At 74.0% G+C, this 16,495-nt stretch carries 9 protein-coding genes; 2 read left to right on the forward strand and 7 right to left on the reverse strand.

Features of this window, described 5'->3' with window-relative positions; all coding sequences use genetic code 11:
- Positions 1 to 105 precede the first annotated feature (105 nt).
- Genes hisA through ACK8OX_RS08765 form a run of 6 tightly spaced genes read right to left on the reverse strand, consistent with a single transcriptional unit; the run spans position 106 to position 3,445 of the window.
- Complete coding sequence (gene hisA / locus ACK8OX_RS08740; protein WP_430663606.1) at positions 106 to 834, reverse strand: 1-(5-phosphoribosyl)-5-[(5-phosphoribosylamino)methylideneamino]imidazole-4-carboxamide isomerase; 729 nt, start codon at positions 832 to 834, stop codon at positions 106 to 108.
- Positions 831 to 1,418, reverse strand: a complete 588-nt coding sequence (locus ACK8OX_RS08745) for an N-acetyltransferase family protein (protein WP_430663607.1) — start codon at positions 1,416 to 1,418, stop codon at positions 831 to 833. The genes hisA and ACK8OX_RS08745 overlap by 4 nt, the downstream gene beginning before the upstream one ends.
- Positions 1,415 to 2,113 carry an imidazole glycerol phosphate synthase subunit HisH gene (hisH, locus tag ACK8OX_RS08750; RefSeq protein WP_430663608.1) on the reverse strand — a complete coding sequence of 233 codons (699 nt, stop codon included), beginning with the start codon at positions 2,111 to 2,113 and terminating at the stop codon, positions 1,415 to 1,417. Before hisH ends, ACK8OX_RS08745 begins: the two co-directional genes overlap by 4 nt.
- Positions 2,110 to 2,520, reverse strand: coding sequence for a DUF2628 domain-containing protein (locus tag ACK8OX_RS08755; protein WP_430663609.1), 411 nt, complete (start codon positions 2,518 to 2,520; stop codon positions 2,110 to 2,112). Before ACK8OX_RS08755 ends, hisH begins: the two co-directional genes overlap by 4 nt.
- Position 2,521: 1 nt before the next feature.
- Positions 2,522 to 3,157: an imidazoleglycerol-phosphate dehydratase HisB gene (hisB, locus tag ACK8OX_RS08760; RefSeq protein WP_430663610.1), complete on the reverse strand. Its 636-nt coding sequence runs from the start codon at positions 3,155 to 3,157 to the stop codon at positions 2,522 to 2,524.
- Positions 3,158 to 3,196: 39 nt separating this feature from the next.
- The gene (locus ACK8OX_RS08765) at positions 3,197 to 3,445 is read right to left on the reverse strand and encodes a DUF3297 family protein (RefSeq protein ID WP_430663611.1); all 249 of its coding nucleotides are present in this window, start codon (positions 3,443 to 3,445) and stop codon (positions 3,197 to 3,199) included.
- A 317-nt stretch (positions 3,446 to 3,762) separates the two neighbouring features.
- Here ACK8OX_RS08765 and ACK8OX_RS08770 point away from each other — a divergent pair, with 317 nt between their 5' ends.
- Complete coding sequence (locus tag ACK8OX_RS08770) at positions 3,763 to 14,121, forward strand: Calx-beta domain-containing protein (protein ID WP_430663612.1); 10,359 nt, start codon at positions 3,763 to 3,765, stop codon at positions 14,119 to 14,121.
- 18 nt (positions 14,122 to 14,139) lie between these two features.
- Here ACK8OX_RS08770 and ACK8OX_RS08775 read toward each other — a convergent pair whose 3' ends face one another.
- Complete coding sequence (locus ACK8OX_RS08775) at positions 14,140 to 15,375, reverse strand: amidohydrolase family protein (RefSeq protein ID WP_430663613.1); 1,236 nt, start codon at positions 15,373 to 15,375, stop codon at positions 14,140 to 14,142.
- Between the two features lie 120 nt (positions 15,376 to 15,495).
- On the opposite strand from ACK8OX_RS08775, the gene ACK8OX_RS08780 reads away from it, so the two are divergent.
- A complete protein-coding gene (locus tag ACK8OX_RS08780; protein WP_430663614.1) occupies positions 15,496 to 16,476 on the forward strand; it encodes a Bug family tripartite tricarboxylate transporter substrate binding protein in 981 nt (326 codons plus the stop codon).
- The last annotated feature ends 19 nt before the right edge of the window (positions 16,477 to 16,495 follow it).

Consider the following 16,495-nt stretch of genomic DNA (forward strand, 5'->3'; position numbering starts at 1 on the left):
GCTGTGGACCAGGTGTCCGGGTTGGCGGGTTCCGCGCAGGGGCGCGAACGGGGGCGCGTGATGCGCTGCCCCGGCGTCCCGGTCAAGCGAGGATCGGGATCGCCGCTACCCCGCCGCCAGCGCCAGCGCGGCCGCCGGGTCCACCCGCCCGTCATACAGCGCGCGGCCCAGGATGGCGCCGGCCACCACGCCTTCGGCCTTCAGCGCCACGATGTCGTCGATGGAGGCGACGCCGCCCGAGGCGATGACCGGGACCGCGGCCGCGCGGGCCAGCGCGGCGGTGGCGGCGACGTTGACCCCGCTCAGCATCCCGTCGCGGGCGATGTCGGTGTAGACGATGGCGGCCGCGCCGGCATCGGCGTAGCGGGCGGCCAGGTCATGGGCGGTGATGCCGCTGGTCTCGGCCCAGCCCTCGGTCGCCACGTAGCCGTCGCGCGCGTCGATGCCGAGCGCGACGCGCCCGGGGAAGGCGCGGCAGGCGGCGCGGGCGAAATCCGGGTCCTTCACCGCCGCGCTGCCGAGGATGATGCGCGCCACGCCGGCGGCCAGCCAGGCTTCCGCCGTCGCCATGTCGCGGATGCCGCCGCCGAGCTGCACCGACAGGCCGGCCGTGGCGGCGAGGATGCCGCGCACGGCTTCGGCATTCGCGGGCCGGCCGGCAAAGGCGCCGTCGAGGTCGACCACATGCACCCAGGCGAAGCCCTGCCGCGCGAAGCCGGCGGCCTGCGCCGCGGGGTCGGCGGCATAGACCGTCGCCTGGTCCATCTCGCCGCGCCTCAGGCGCACGACCTGCCCGCCCTTGAGATCGATGGCGGGATACAGCGTGAAGCTCATGTGCCCCCGATCAGGCTCTCGGTCTTCCGGCCCCGGCCGGGCTCGACCAGCTTGTAGTAGAAATGGCCGGCGACCGTCCGGCCCTCCACCCGCGCATAGGCGGGGTGGGTGCCCCAGCGCGTGTAGCCCAGCCCCTCGAACAGCGCGATCGCGCTTGCCTGCGTCTCCCGCACGTCGAGGTTCAGCACGCGGATGCCGGTGGCGGCCGCGTGTTCCTCCACCCGCCGCACCAGCTTGCGCGCCAGCCCGTGGCCGCGCGCATAGGGAGCGATGTAGGCGTGGGTCAGCTGCGCGGCGAAGGCCTGGGCCTCGTTGTTGCGGGGCTGGCGGACGAGCTGCGCGGAGCCCACCACCGTGCCGTCCAGCCGCGCCAGGAACAGCGTGCGGTCGGGCACCAGCAGCACGCCGCGGAAATGCCGCGCCAGCGCGCCACGGTCCTGGCTCTGCACCCAGCCGAAGCCGCCGCCCTCGATGATGGCGGCGTTGGTCGCCTCGCACAGCTCCTCGAGGTCGTGGGGGGCGATCTCGCTGACGATCTCGACGCCGAGAAGGTGTTCCCCCGGGCTCCGCAGCCCGGTGCTCACGGCACCCACCGCAGGAAGTTCGCCAGGATGCGCAGCCCCACCGCGCCGCTCTTCTCGACATGGAACTGCGTGCCGGCCAGGTTGCCGCGGCCGACCATCGCCGCGACCTCTCCCCCGTAGTCGGTGGCGGCCAGCAATTCCCCCGGCAGGCCGGCGGCGAGCGCGTAGGAATGCACGAAATAGGCGTGGTCGCCCGGCGCGATGCCGTCCAGCAGCGGATGCGCGGAGGCCGGGCGCAGGCCGTTCCATCCCATCTGGGGCAGCGGCAGCGGGGCGCCCGCGGCGTCGCGCGGGTCCATCGGCGCGATCTCCCCCGCGATCCAGCCGAGCCCCGGCGTCACGCCGTGTTCCAGCCCGCGCTGCGCCATCAGCTGCATGCCGACGCAGATGCCGAGGAAGGGCTTCCGCGCGCCGATCACCTCCGCCTCCAGCGCGTCCACCATGCCGGGCAGGGCGTCGAGCCCGCGGCGGCAGGCGGCGAAGGCGCCCTGGCCGGGCAGGACGATGCGGTCCGCCGCGCGCAGCGACGCGGCCTCGGTGGTGACGTCGATCTCCGCCGCCACCCCCTCCTCCCGCGCGACGCGTTCCAGCGCCCGGCGGACGGAGGCGAGGTTGCCCGAGCCGGGATCGACGACGGCGATGCGCTGCCGCGCAGGGCCGGGGGCGCCGGGCCTGCGTTCTTCGCGGGCGGTCACGGCAGGCCCCGCACCAGGTCGGGCCGTTCCTGCGCCAGGCGGAACCAGGCGATCTCGAGGTCGGGGGCGGCGACGACGCCCACCATCGGCCGGCCGCGGCGCGCCAGGCGCGCGCGCAGCGCATCCCGCGCCTCCATCCCCGCCAGCACATGCAGCGCGAGGCCGATGACGGCGGAGCCCTCCTCCGGCAGCAGCAGTGCCGCCGCGACGGTCAGCCCCAGCAGGCCCGCCGCCCACCACCACAGCCCGTTCCAGGCGAACCAGAACGGGCCGAACAGGAAGGCCCAGGGGCTGAACCCCTCCCGCAGCAGCACGGGCGGGCGCGGCGCGGCGGCGCCCGGCGTGGAGCCGGCCTCCGGCACCGACGCGGCGCGGGCGGGGGCGGCATGGACGGTGTAGAGCTTCAACTCAGCCCTCCAGCACGCCCTTGGTGGAGGGCACGACGCCGGCCGTCCGCGGGTCGTGCTCCGCCGCCATGCGCAGCGCGCGCGCCACCGCCTTGAAGCAGGCTTCCGCGACATGGTGCGCGTTGGTCCCGGCCTTCAGCGTCACATGCAGGGTGATGCCGGCGTTGAAGGCGAGGGCGCGGAAGAACTCCTCGACCAGCTCGGTGTCGAACTCGCCGATCTTCGGGCGTTGGAAGGGCACGCTCCAGGCGAGGAATGGGCGGCCGGAGATGTCGATCGCGGCCTCGGCCAGCGCCTCGTCCATCGGCAGCAGGCTGTGGCCGAAGCGGCGGATGCCGCGCTTGTCGCCGAGCGCCTGGCGCAGCGCCTGGCCGAGCACGATGCCCACATCCTCGGTCGTGTGGTGGAAGTCGATGTGCAGGTCGCCCTGCGCCGCCACCGACAGGTCGATCAGGGCGTGGCGGGCGAGCGCGGTCAGCATGTGGTCGAGGAAGCCGACCCCGGTCGCGACCTCCGCCCGGCCGGTGCCGTCGAGGTCGAGCGCCAGCCGGATCGAGGTTTCCGACGTCGTGCGGGAGAGGCTTGCCACCCGCGCGGGGGCGGCATCCTTCGCGTCATGGTTGAGCTCGGCGTCCATGGCGCCTCTCTACGCCCGGGGGGGCTGCTTGGCCAGCGGTCAGGCAGGGTCGCGCAGATAGGGCTCGACGGTTCCCTGCAGCTTGATGGTCAGCGGGTTGCCCTTGCGGTCCAGCGTCTTGCCGACCGCCACGCGGACCCATCCCTCGCTCACGCAATATTCCTCCACATTCGTCTTCTCCGCCCCGTTGAAACGGATGCCGACGCCCCGCTGCAGCAGGGCGGCGTCGTGGAACGGGCTGCGAGGATCGGTGGAGAGCCGGTCGGGCAGGGTCGGGGTGTCGCTCATGGCGGCGGGTGCATAGAGCAGAATGGAGGCGGGGCAAAGCGGCGCACACGGCTCCGTCCGGGGCCAGCGGGCGCCGATGCCGTCTTCCCCGTGCGCAGGCCGACATGATATCACCGGTTTGATTACGATTCGTTGACGTTCCGCTCGGCGCATCATCGGGGTGCGCGAGCCCGGAGCCGTCCTGGTCAGCCGGAGCCGGGGTTGAACGCGACAGATCCGACCCGCGCGGGCGAAGCCCAACCTGCGCCGCCGCCGGCGGCGCCGGATGTGCGCGCCGGCGCCCCGCACCCCGCCGAGCCCTATGGAGCCCCTGCCGCATGACCATCGCCATCTCGACCAATGCGGCCGGCCAGGCGGACGGGACCGTGGTGCGCGTGCCGACGCTGAATGGCGGCGTCGCGGGCGGCGGCATGAACGGCATCTCCTTCTCGCCCGACGGCACGCGCGTGCTGTTCTCCAACGTCAGCGGCACCCTGGTGGAGGGCGACACCAACGGCACCTGGGACGTCTTCGTCTGGAACCTGGTCAGCAACGTGGTCACGCGCGTCTCGACGGCGGCGGATGGCGGGCAGGGGAACGGGGAATCCTACGACGCGGCCTTCAGCGCGGATGGCGGCAAGGTGGTCTTCTCCAGCCGCGCGACGAACCTCGTCGGCAGCGATGTCAGTCCTTGGAACGACATCTTCATGAAGGACCTGGCGACCGGCGCCGTCACGCGCCTGTCCACCACGGCAACGGGCGGGGAAGCCAACGGCAACTCCTACGCCCCGAGCCTTTCGGCGGATGGCCGGCTCCTGCTGTTCAGGAGCGACGCCAGCAACCTCGTCGCGGGCGACACCAACAACACGGCCGACGTCTTCGTCAAGAACCTGGCGACGGGAGTGGTCACGCGCGTTTCCGCCACCGCCACCGGGGTGGGGGCGAACGGGTACCTCGGCGACGCCGTGCTCTCGCCCGACGGGACGCGCGTCGCCTTCGCAAGCTCCGCCACGAATCTCGGCGGCCCCGGCGATGGCCGCTACCAGGTCTATGTGAAGACCCTCGCGACCGGGGCCGTGCAGCTGGTCTCCACCAGCGCGGCCGGCCAGGTCGGGGACAGCGATGCGATCGGCGACATCGCCTTCTCCCCGGATGGCAGGCTGCTGGCGTTCAGCAGTTCCGCGACCAACCTCGTGGCGGGCGACACCAACCTCCAGTCGGACCTGTTCATCAAGAACCTGGCGACGGGTGCCGTCACCCGCGTCTCCACCGGTGCCGGCGGGCAGCAGGCGAGCGGGGCATCCTACAATCCCGCCTTCTCCGCCGATGGCGGCTCCATCCTGTTCCTGTCCACGGCGCCCGACCTCGTGGCGGGCGACACCAACGGCCAGTCCGACCTGTTCATCAAGAACCTGGCGACGGGCGCCATTACCCGCGTGTCCACCGCCGGGGGCGGCGGGGAGGCGACCGGCAGCATGGGCCGCGCCGCGCTGTCGCCGGATGGCCGCCTGGTCGCCTTCGACAGCACCGCCTCCAACCTGGTCCCCAACGCGCCGGCGGCCTTCACCCTCTATGCGAAGTCGCTGGTGGAGGGGACGTCCGCCCTGACCCTCTCGGGCCCCGCGGCGCCGGTGGAGGAGGGCAATGCCGGCACGACGCCCGCCGTCTTCACCATCACCCGCAGCGGCGACCTGTCCGGCCCCGTCAGCGTCGCCTGGGGGGTCACGTCCGCGGGCAATCTCGGCGTGCAGGCCAGCGACTTCGCGGGCGGGGTGCTGCCGGGCGGCACCGTCTCCTTCGCCGCCGGGCAGTCCAGCGCGAGCTTCACGGTGGACATCGCCGGGGACCTGCTGGCAGGGCCGGACGAGGCGTTCAACGTCACCATCGCCAGCCTGTCGCTCTCCACCCACCTGGATGTGGCGAGCGTGACGGCGACGATCCGGAACGACGACCAGCCCGTTGTCCCGGGCGGCGCGCTGCGGCTCGTCTCCTCCAGCGCGGCGGGGGTGGCCGGGGATGCTTGGTCCGTCGCGCCCGTCTTCTCCCCGGACGGAACGCGCATCGCGTTCCAGAGCAGTTCCACGAACCTGGTGCCGGGCGACACGAACAACGCGCTCGACGTCTTCATCAAGGACCTGGCGACGGGCATCGTCACGCGCGTGTCCACCGACGCCGCGGGCCGGGCGGGCATGCATGGCGGCAGCGCGCCCGCCTTCTCCCCGGACGGCACGCGCATCGCCTTCCTCAGCGCCTCGCCGGACCTGGTGGCCGGGGACACGAACACCTCGACCGATGCCTTCGTGAAGGACCTGACGACGGGCGCCATCACGCGCGTCTCCACCACGGCAAGCGGCGGGCAGGTGGTGGGGGATACCCAGTCCATCGTCTTCTCCCCGACCGGCGACCGGGTGGCCTTCGCCAGCTTCGCGCCCGGGCTCGTTGCGGGCGACACGGTCGGCGGCACCACGGACATCTTCGTCAAGCACCTCGGCACCGGGGCCGTCACCCTCGTCACCGCCAATGCCGCGGGGCAGGCGGTGGGCGGCTGGACGGAGCGCGTGGCCTTCTCGCCGGATGGCGGGAAGATCGCCTTCGTCACCGGCGCCGCGCTCGTGGCGGCCGACACCAATGCCTGGCACGACGTCTATGTGAGGGATCTCGCGACCGGCGCCGTCACGCTCGTCTCCGCCAGCGCGACCGGGCAGGTGGGCAACCAATGGTCGCCCGGGGAGATGAGCTTCTCGCCCGATGGCACGCTCGTGGCCTTCAGCTCCGACGCGTCGAACCTCGTCGCGGGCGACACCAACGGCGTGCCGGACATCTTCGTCAAGAACCTGGCGACGGGCGCCATCACGCGCGTGTCCACCGACGCGGCGGGCGGGCAGGTGAACAGCAGCAGCGCAAGTCCGGTCTTCTCGCCCGATGGCACGCGCATCGCCTTCACCAGCGGCGCCGGGAACCTCGTGGCCCGGGACACGAACGGCAACTGGGACGTGTTCGTGAAGGACCTCGCGACCGGCGCGGTTACCCTGGTCTCCCGCAGTTCGGAGGAACAGACGCCGGCCGGCGGCGTCAACGGCCGGCTGTCCTTCTCGCCCGACGGCACATCGCTGGCCTTCGTCAGCATCGCCGCCAACCTCGTCCCCGGCGTCACGGCCGCGACGGGGCAGGTCTATGTCGCCACGCTCGCCCCGCTGCAGGGCGGGCTCTACATCGCCGGCCCGGCCGCGCCGGTGGAGGAAGGGCAGTCCGGCGCGACGCCCGTGACCTTCACCGTCACCCGTACGGGCGATGCCGGCGCGGCGGCCAGCGTGGCGTGGAACGTCACCGGCGCCGGCGCGACCGCATCGGATTTCGCGGGCGGCGTGCTGCCGGGCGGCACCGTCAGCTTCGCCGCCGGCCAGTCCAGCGCGACCATCACGGTCGAGGTCGCGGGCGACCGGGACCTGGAAGGCGACGAGGGCTTCGCCGTGGCGCTTTCCGCCCCGAGCGGCGCCGTGCTGGGCGTGGCGCGCGCCCTGGCCACGATACGCAACGACGACGCGCTGCTGACCCTCGCGGGCGGCGGCAGCGTGGCGGAAGGCAGCGCCGGGACCACGCCCGTCACCTTCACCGTCACCCGCACCGGCGACCTGCGCGGCACCGCGGGCGCGAGCTGGGGCGTCACGGGCGGCACCGCCACGGCGGAGGACTTCGCCGGCGGCGTGCTGCCGGGCGGCACCGTCAGCTTCGCCACCGGGCAGGCCAGCGCCACCATCACCGTCACCCTCGCCGCCGACACGGCGCTGGAAGCGGACGAGGCCTTCACCGTCACGCTGTCCGACGCCACCGGCGCGGTCGCGGCACCGGCCGGAGCGACGGCGACGATCCGCAACGACGATGCGGGCCTGTCCATCGCCGGCCCCGCCGCGCCGGTGGCGGAAGGCAGCAGCGGCAGCGCGGCGGCAACCTTCACCGTCACCCGCACGGGCGACCTGTCCCGCGCGGGGTCGGTCGGGTGGTCCGTGGCGGGCAGCAGTCCCGATGCGGCGAATGCGGCCGACTTCACGGGCGGCACGCTGCCGGCCGGCACGGTCAGCTTCGTCGCCGGCCAGGCCAGCGCCACCATCACCGTCAACATCGCCGGCGACACGGCGGTGGAGGCGGACGAGGCCTTCGCCGTCACGCTGTCCAACCCCGTCGGCGCCACGCTGCTGGCCGCGGCCGCATCCGCCACGATCCGCAACGACGATGCGGGCCTGTCCATCGCCGGCCCCGCCGCGCCGGTGGCGGAGGGCAATGCCGGCACCACGCCCGTGGCCTTCACCGTCACCCGCGCGGGGGACACGAGCGGCACCGCCACCGCGCGCTGGACGGTGACGGGGACCGGTGCCGCGGCCGCGGACTTCGCCGGCGGCGTGCTGCCGACCGGCACGGTCAGCTTCGCCGCCGGGCAGGCCAGCGCCACCATCACCGTCAACCTCGCCGCCGACACGGCGCTGGAAGCGGACGAGGCCTTCACCGTCACGCTGTCCAGCCCGGTCGGCGCGGTGATCTCGACCGCCACAGCCACGGCCACCATCCGCAACGACGACGCGACGCTGTCCATCGCCGGCCCGGGCGCGAGCGTCGCGGAAGGCCAGGCCGGCACCACGCCGGTGACCTTCACCGTCACCCGCACGGGGGACACCGGGGGCGCCGCCTCGGCCAATTGGGCGGTCACGGGCAGCGGCACCGCCGTGGCGAATGCGGCCGACTTCGCGGGCGGCGTTCTGCCCTCCGGCGCCGTCGTCTTCGCGCCCGGCCAGTCCAGCGCGACGATCACGCTGGACATCGCCGGCGACACGGAGGTGGAGCCGAACGAGGGCTTCACCGTCACCCTGTCCGGCGCCGCGGGCGCCACCCTGGCGATGGCGAGCGCCACGACCAGCATCCGCAACGACGACGCCGCCTTCACGGTCACCGGCCCGGCCTCCCCGGTGACGGAAGGCAATGCGGGCAGCACGGCGGCCAGCTTCACCGTCACGCGCAGCGGCGACACCTCCGCCGCCGGGACCGTGGCGTGGAGCGTCGCGGGCAGCGGCGCCAACCCCGCTTCCGACGCGGATTTTGCAGGCGGCGCGCTGCCGGCCGGGACGCTGGCCTTCGCCGCCGGCCAGACCAGCGCCACCATCACCCTGGGCCTGGCCGGCGACACCACCTTCGAGCCGGATGAGGGCTTCACCCTCAGCGTCACCGGCCCCGGCGGCACCACCAGCGCGGCCGCCACGATCCGCAACGACGACGCCTTCCTCTCGATCGCCGATGTCGCGGCCGGGGTGGTGGAGGGGCATTCCGGCACCAAGGCCGTGGCCTTCACCGTCACCCGCGGCGGCAACACCGCCGGCACCGCCAGCGCCGCCTGGGCGGTGACCGGTAGCGGGGCGAACGCGGCCGACTTCGCCGGTGGCGTGCTGCCCACTGGCACGGTCAGCTTCGCCGCCGGCCAGGCCAGCGCCACCATCACCGTCAACATCGCCGGCGATTCGGCGCTGGAACCGGACGAGACCTTCGCCGTCACGCTGTCCAACCCCGTCGGCGCGTCGCTCGGCACGGCGACCGGCACGGCGACCATCCGCAACGACGACGCGACGCTGTCCATCGCCGGCCCCGCGCTGCCGGTGGCCGAAGGCAATTCCGGCAGCACGCCCGCGACCTTCACCGTCACGCGGGCGGGCGACGTCTCGGCCACCGCCTCCGCCGCCTGGGCGGTCACGGGCAGCGGCGCGACCGCGGCGGATTTCGCGGGCGGGGTGCTGCCGGCCGGCACGGTCAGCTTCGTCGCCGGCCAGGCCAGCGCGACCATCACCGTCAACATCGCGGGCGACGTCACGCCGGAAGGCGACGAAGGCTTCACCGTCACCCTCTCGAACCCCTCCACCGGGGTCACGCTGGCGACCGCCGCGGCATCCGGCACGATCCGCAACGACGATGCCAGCTTCACCGTCGCCGGCCCCGCCGCGCCGGTGGCGGAAGGCAATTCGGGCACCACGCCCGTCACCTTCACCATCACCCGCGGCGGCGACCTCTCGGCCCCGGTCACCGCGACCTGGACGGTCGGTGGCGGCGTCGATGCCGCGGATTTCGCGGGCGGCGTGCTGCCGGGCGGCACCGTGGCCTTCGCCGCCGGCCAGTCCAGCGCGACGGTCACGGTCGAGGTGGCCGGCGACACGGTGACCGAGGGCGACGAGGCCTTCTCCTTCAGTGTCGCGGGCGGCGGCGCCGCGGCCAGCGCGGGCGCCACCATCCGCAACGACGATGCGACCCTCTCCCTCGCCGGGCCGGCCGCTCCGGTGGCGGAAGGGCAGTCCGGCAGCACGCCCGTGACCTTCACCGTCACCCGCACGGGCGACACCAGCGGCGCGGCCTCGGCCGCCTGGGCCGTGACCGGCCAGGGCGCCGGCGCGGCGGACTTCGCGGGCGGCGTCCTGCCGGGCGGCACGGTGGCCTTTGCCGCCGGCCAGGCCAGCGCGACCATCACGGTGGAGCTTGCGGCGGATGCGGTGCTGGAGCCGGACGAGGGCTTCACCGTCACGCTGTCCGACCCCGCGGGCGCCACGCTCGGCACCGCCAGCGCGGCCGCCACGATCCGCAACGACGATGCGGTGCTGTCCATCGCCAGCCCGGCCGCGCCGGTGACGGAGGGCAACACTGGCAGCACGCCGGTCACCTTCACCGTCACGCGCGGCGGCGACCTGTCCGGCGCGGCCAGCGCCGCCTGGGCGGTGACCGGCGGCGGCGCGACCGCGGCGGACTTCACCGGCGGCGTCCTGCCGGCCGGCACGGTGAGCTTCGCCGCCGGCCAGGGCAGCGCGACCATCACCGTGAACGTCGCCGGGAACACGGTGGCGGAACCGGACGAGGCCTTCACCGTCACGCTTTCCGATCCCTCGCCGGGAATCGCCTTCGGCATGGCGAGCGCGGCCGCCACGATCCGCAACGACGATGCGGGCCTGTTCGTCACCGGCCCCGCCGGGCCGGTGGAGGAAGGCGATGCCGGCGCCACGCCCGTGACCTTCACCGTCACGCGGGCGGGCGACATCTCCACCGCCTTCGCCGCATCCTGGCGGCTGTCCTACGAGGGCACCTTCCCGCTCGTGCAGCCCGACCTCGCCCCGATCACCGGGCGCCTCTCGGGCACCATCAGCCTGGCGGCCGGGCAGGCCGCCACGACCGTCACGGTCGAGGTCGCGGGCGATCCCTTCCACGAGCCGGACGAAGGCTTCATCCTCGAGGTGCGGAACAGCGCCGGCACCGCGACGCTGGCCCGGTCGGACATCGTCGTCATCAGGAACGACGATGCGGAGACGCCGCCCGGCGACCTGCTCCGCGTCTCCACCGCCGCCGACGGCGCGCAGGCCGACGGCGCCTCGGCGGCGCCCTCCTTCTCCCCGGACGGGCGCCGCGTGCTGTTCCAGAGCGATGCGACGAACCTCGTCCCCGGCGACTTCAACCGCCGCACCGACATCTTCCTCAAGGACCTCGACACCGGCGCGGTGACCCGCGTCTCAACCTCGGCCACTGGGGAGGGCGGGAACGAGCTGTCGATCTACCCCGTCTTCTCGCCGGACGGCGGCAGGGTGGCCTTCGCCAGCGCCGCGTCGAACCTGGTGGCGGGCGACAACGGCGTCGTCGACGTCTTCGTCAAGGACCTCGCCACAGGTGCCGTGACGCTGGTCTCGCGCGAGGTGACCCCCGACGGGATGCGGGGATCCTCGGGCCTCAGCTCGCCTTCCTTCTCGGGCGACGGGCGGCTGCTGGCCTTCGCCTCCGAATCCGAGAACCTCATCATCGGCGACACCAATGCGCGCGCCGACATCTTCCTGGCCCGGCTGGACACGGGCGTGGTCACCCGCGTCTCGACCACGGGCGCGGGGGCGCAGGCCAACGGCGCGTCCTTCCACCCCGTGCTGTCGCCCGACGGCACCCGGATCGCCTTCGCGAGCAGCGCGACGAACCTGGTGGCGGGCGACACGAACGGTTCGGTCGACTTCTTCGTGAAGGACTTGGTGACGGGGGTCGTCACCCGCGTCTCCACCACCGCCACCGGGGCGCAGGCGAATGGCAACATCGCGGGCAACGGCACGGCCCGGTCCGCCTTCTCGCCCGACGGGACGAAGCTGGCCTTCGAGGGTTCCTTCACCAACCTCGTCCCCGGCGACACCAACGGCATCCACGACATCTTCGTGAAGGACCTGCTCAGCGGCGCGGTCACGCGCGTGTCCACCACCGCGGCGGGCGGACAGGCGAACAGCGCCTCCTACGGGCCGGTCTTCTCGCCCGACGGCGGGAAGCTGGCCTTCCTCAGCTGGGCGACCAACCTGGTGGAAGGGGACACCAACGCCAAGGTCGATGTCTTCGTGAAGGACCTCGCCACCGGGGCGGTGACGCGCGCCTCCGCGACCGCGGACGGGCTGCAGGGCGATGACCTGGCGCTGGATTTCCCGTCCGGCGGCATCGCCTTCTCCCCGGACGGGTTGCGCATCGCCTTCACCGGCCGGGCGGGCAACCTGACGCCGGGCGACACCAACGGGGTCGGCGACATCCTCCTCCGCGACCTCGCGCTGCCGCCGGCCTCGCTCTCCATCGCCGGGCCGGCGGCGCCGGTCGAGGAAGGCGATGCCGGCTGGACGGATGTGACCTTCACCGTCACGCGGGCGGGCCCTGCGGCCGAGGCCGCCTGGGCGGAGTGGTCCGTGGCCGCCGGCAGCGCCGCAGGTGCCGCGGATTTCGCGGGCGGCGCGCTGCCCGCCGGCACCGTCACCTTCGCCGCCGGACAGACGAGCGCGACGGTCACCGTCACCATCGCGGGCGACACCGATGTCGAGCCCGACGAGACCTTCGCGCTGGTGCTGTCGAACCCGACCGCGAACCTGACGATCGGCAACGGCACCGCGGCCGCGACGATCCGCAACGACGACGCGGCGCTGTCGATTTCCGGGCCCGCCCTGCCGGTGCGGGAAGGCACCGGCGGCGACACGCCCGTGGCCTTCACGGTGACGCGGACCGGCGATGCCAGCGGCACCGCCTCCGTCGCCTTCGCGGTGACGGGCGGCGGCGCGGCCGGCGCGGGCGCGGCCGACTTCCCCGGCGGCGCGCTGCCGTCCGGCACCGTCGAGTTCGCGGCGGGGCAGACGACCGCGACCATCACCATCACCTTCGCCGGCGACGCGCTGCGCGAGGCGGACGAGGCCTTCGCCGTCACGCTGTCGGACGCGGCCGGCGCGTCCATCGCCATCGCCCTGGCGACGGTCACGATCCTGGACGACGACACGCCACCCACCGGCCCCACGTCCGGCGCGGACACGCTGCCCGGCACGCCCGGCCCGGACATGGTGGACGGCCTCGCCGGGCGCGACCGCCTGTCCGGCGGCGCGGGCGCGGACACGCTGCTCGGTGGCCTCGACCACGACACGCTGCTGGGCGAGGACGGCGCGGACAGCCTGGACGGCGGCGCGGGGGCGGACAGCCTCGTCGGCGGCGCGGGCGACGACGCCTATGCCTTCGGGCTGGGCGACGCGATCCTGGAAGCCGTGGGCGGCGGCGCGGACACCGTCTTCGCCTCCGTCTCCATCCTGCTCGCCCCGAACATCGAGACGCTGGTCCTGACCGGCGCCGATTCCATCGGCGGCACCGGCAACACCCTCGGCAACCTCATCATCGGCAACGATGCGCCGAACGCCCTGGTGGGGAACGGCGGCGCCGACACGCTGGTCGGCGGCGCCGGCAACGACTCCTACCGCGTGGACAACCTCGACCGGATCGTGGAGCTGGAAGGCGGCGGGCAGGACACCGTGGTCGCGCTCACCAACTTCAGCATCGAGACGATGGACCATGTCGAGGTGCTGCAGCTTGCCGGCACCGAGATGACGAACGGCATCGGCAATGCGCGCGACAACCTCGTCATCGGCAACACGCTGGCCAACCGCCTGCACGGGCTGGCCGGCGATGACACGCTGTCCGGCGGCGCGGGCGACGACTGGCTGCGCGCGGGCGATGGGAATGACAGCCTGGTGGGCGGCGCAGGGCTGGACCGGCTGGATGGCGGCGCCGGCAACGACACGTATTCGCTCGCCGACGCCGACACGATCGTCGAGGGGCTGGACGGCGGCACCGACCTGGTGGTGAGCCTGGTGACCGCCGTGCTGGGCGCGAATGTCGAGAACCTGAGCCTGACCGGCGGATCGGCGATCGACGGCACCGGCAACGGCCTGGCCAATGTCCTGATCGGCAATGCGCTGGCGAACCGGCTGGACGGCGCGGGCGGGGCGGACAGCATCGCGGGCGGGAACGGCGCGGACACGCTGGTCGGCGGGGCCGGCGCGGACACGCTGGCCGGCGGCCCCAGCGACGACATCTTCCTCCTCCGCAATGCGGCGGAAGGGGGCGACCTCCTCACCGACTACGTGGCGCGCTTCGAGCAGCTCGCGGTCAGCGCCGCGGGCTTCGGCGGCGGGCTGGCGCCGGGGATGGACCTCAACACGCCGGGGCGCTTCGTGGCCAACCTGACGGGGCTGGCCATGGGCCCGGCCGGCACCGGGCAGTTCATCTACGAGACGGACGCCCTCACGCTCTGGTGGGACGCGGACGGCACCGGCGCGCTCGCGGCGCAGCGGCTGGTCGTCTTCGCGGCCGCGGTGGCCGGGTTCAACGGCGCGGAGATCTCGGTGATCGCGTAGCGCGGCATGGCGCGGGGTTCAGCCGGCCGCCGGCACCCCGCGCCAAACCGCCCCGCCCCGCATCACGAAAGCGACCCGCCGCACCAGGGAGATGTCGCGCCGCGGGTCGCCGGGCAGGCCGAGGATGTCGGCTTCCAGCCCCGCCGCCAACGCCCCCGTGCGCGCGCCGAGGCCGATCGCCGCCGCGCCATGCGCGGTGCCGGCCAGCAGCGCCTGCTCGGCCGGCATCCCGGCCTCGACCAGCCATTCCATCTCCATCGCGTCGGGGCCGAGCGGGGTGATGGGTGGCCCCACGAAGTCAGTCCCCGCCGCGATGCGCACGCCGTGGCGCAGCGCGACCTCGATGGAGCGTCGCTGCACCTCGCGGTGGCGGCGCCAGCCCATCGCGATGGCGGGCGGCGCACCCGCCGCGCGCAGCGCCGGCAGCGACAGGGTGGGCACCAGCCAGGTGCCGAGGTCGGCCATCCGCCGCGCCGTCTCCTCGCCGATGCCGTGGCCGTGCTCGATGCTGTCCACCCCGGCGTCCAGCGCCTGGCGCACCGCCTCCTCCCCGATCGCATGGGTGGCGACGGGCAGGTGGTTGCGGTGCGCCTCCTCCACCGCCGCGCGCAGTTCCTCATCCGACCAGGCGAGGCGCAGCCGGGCGGGGTCGTTGCCCCAGGGGCGCAGCGCGTCCGAATGCTCGCCGACCGAGCCGCCGACCTTCAGGAAATCCGCGCCCTGGCGCAGCCTCTCGCGCACGCGGCGGCGGATCTCCTCCGGCCCGTCGGCGAGGATGCCGAGCCGCTCGACCCATTCGAGGGGCCAGAGCGCCTGGTCCCAGGTGCCGGCGCGCGAACAGACGAAATCCCCCGCCGCGACGATGTGCGGCCCGGGCAGCGCCCCTTCCCGCACCGCCCGCGCCAGCGAGGGGCCGAGCGGCCCGCCGCAGCAGCGCACCGCGGTGATCCCGCCATCGAGCAGCGCGCGGAGTTCCGCCGCCGCGCGCGCCGTCCGGTAGGCCATGGGCCAGTTCCACAGCGCCGAGGGCTCGGCATGGTCGAGGCCCCAGAGGTGCAGATGCGCGTCCACGAAGCCCGGCACCAGCCAGAGGCCGCCGAGGTCGATCACTGCCGCGCCTTCCGGCGCCGGACGCTCGCCCTGCCGGCCGATCCAGGCGATGCGGCGGTCCTCCACATGCAGCTCCGCCGGCGCCACCACGGCGCCGTCGCGGGCGGTCCAGGCGGCGGCGGCGCGCAGGATGGTCGGCGGCATGGGGGCTCCTCGGCGGCCTTGTGACTAACCAGGCGGAACATTATTGTCCGCGCGTCCAGACAACACCATCGGCCGTGCCGGGCCGCAGCGTCCAGGCCGCCCCAGGGAGGAAAGACAGATATGATCCTGTCCCGTCGCACCATGCTCGCCGGCACCGCGGCGCTCGGCGCCCTCGGCGCGCGCGGCGCCGCCGCGCAGGGCGCCTGGCCCAGCCGCCCGGTGGCGGTGATGGTCCCCTTCGCCCCCGGCGGCTCCACCGACTTCGTCGCGCGGCTGCTCTCGCAGGAACTCTCGACCGCGCTCGGCCAGCAATTCGTGGTGGACAACCGCGCGGGCGCGAGCGGCACCGTGGGCATGACCTTCCTCGCCCGCGCACGGCCGGACGGCTACACGCTGGGCGTCGTGCCGAACGGCACCTTCGCCATGGCGCCCGCGATGTTCGAGCGCCTGCCCTACGACAACGAGAACGCCTTCGCGCCGGTCGGCATGCTGGCGACCAACGCGATGTTCCTCTGCGTCGCGCCCGACAGCCCGCACCGCACCCTCGCCGACCTGCTGGCGGCGTCGCGCGCCGCGCCGGGCAGGCTGAGCTTCGCCTCCGCCGGGTCGGGGGTGGCCAACCACCTCGGCCCCGAGCTGCTGCAGGAAATGGCGGGCGTGAACTGGCTGCACGTCTCCTACCGCAGCGGCGCGGCCGGCGTGCAGGCGGTGATCGCGAAGGAGACGACGCTGTCCTTCGTCGATTCCGTCACCGCCATCCCCTTCCTGCGCGACCGCACGCTGCGCGCGCTCGGCTTCTCGGGCGCGGAGCGCAGCCCGCAGATGCCGGACGTGCCGACCATCGCGGAGCAGGGCTTCCCCGGCTACCGCGCCAGCACCGATTTCGGGCTGTTCGCGCCCGCCGGCACGCCCGCGCCGATCATCGAGAGGCTGGGCGCGGAGATGCGGCGCATCATGCTGTCCCCCGCCACCAAGGCCCGGCTGGAGCCGCTGGCGATCGACCCGGTGGGCGGGACGGTGGCCGAATTCGGCCCCTATGCCGCGGCCGAGCGCGCGAAGTGGGGCGACCTCATCCGCCGGCGCAACATCAAGCCGGAGTGATCCGCGCGGCGCCCCCCGG

Source organism: Falsiroseomonas sp. CW058 (genome assembly GCF_050563535.1).
Lineage (GTDB): Bacteria > Pseudomonadota > Alphaproteobacteria > Acetobacterales > Acetobacteraceae > Falsiroseomonas.

Coding starts and splice junctions, on each gene's coding strand:
- ACK8OX_RS08770 (WP_430663612.1), top strand. CDS start 3,763: ATGACCATCGCCATCTCGACCAATGCGGCCGGCCAGGCGGACGGGACC.
- hisA (WP_430663606.1), bottom strand. CDS start 834: ATGAGCTTCACGCTGTATCCCGCCATCGATCTCAAGGGCGGGCAGGTC.
- ACK8OX_RS08765 (WP_430663611.1), bottom strand. CDS start 3,445: ATGAGCGACACCCCGACCCTGCCCGACCGGCTCTCCACCGATCCTCGC.
- ACK8OX_RS08775 (WP_430663613.1), bottom strand. CDS start 15,375: ATGCCGCCGACCATCCTGCGCGCCGCCGCCGCCTGGACCGCCCGCGAC.
- ACK8OX_RS08780 (WP_430663614.1), top strand. CDS start 15,496: ATGATCCTGTCCCGTCGCACCATGCTCGCCGGCACCGCGGCGCTCGGC.
- hisB (WP_430663610.1), bottom strand. CDS start 3,157: ATGGACGCCGAGCTCAACCATGACGCGAAGGATGCCGCCCCCGCGCGG.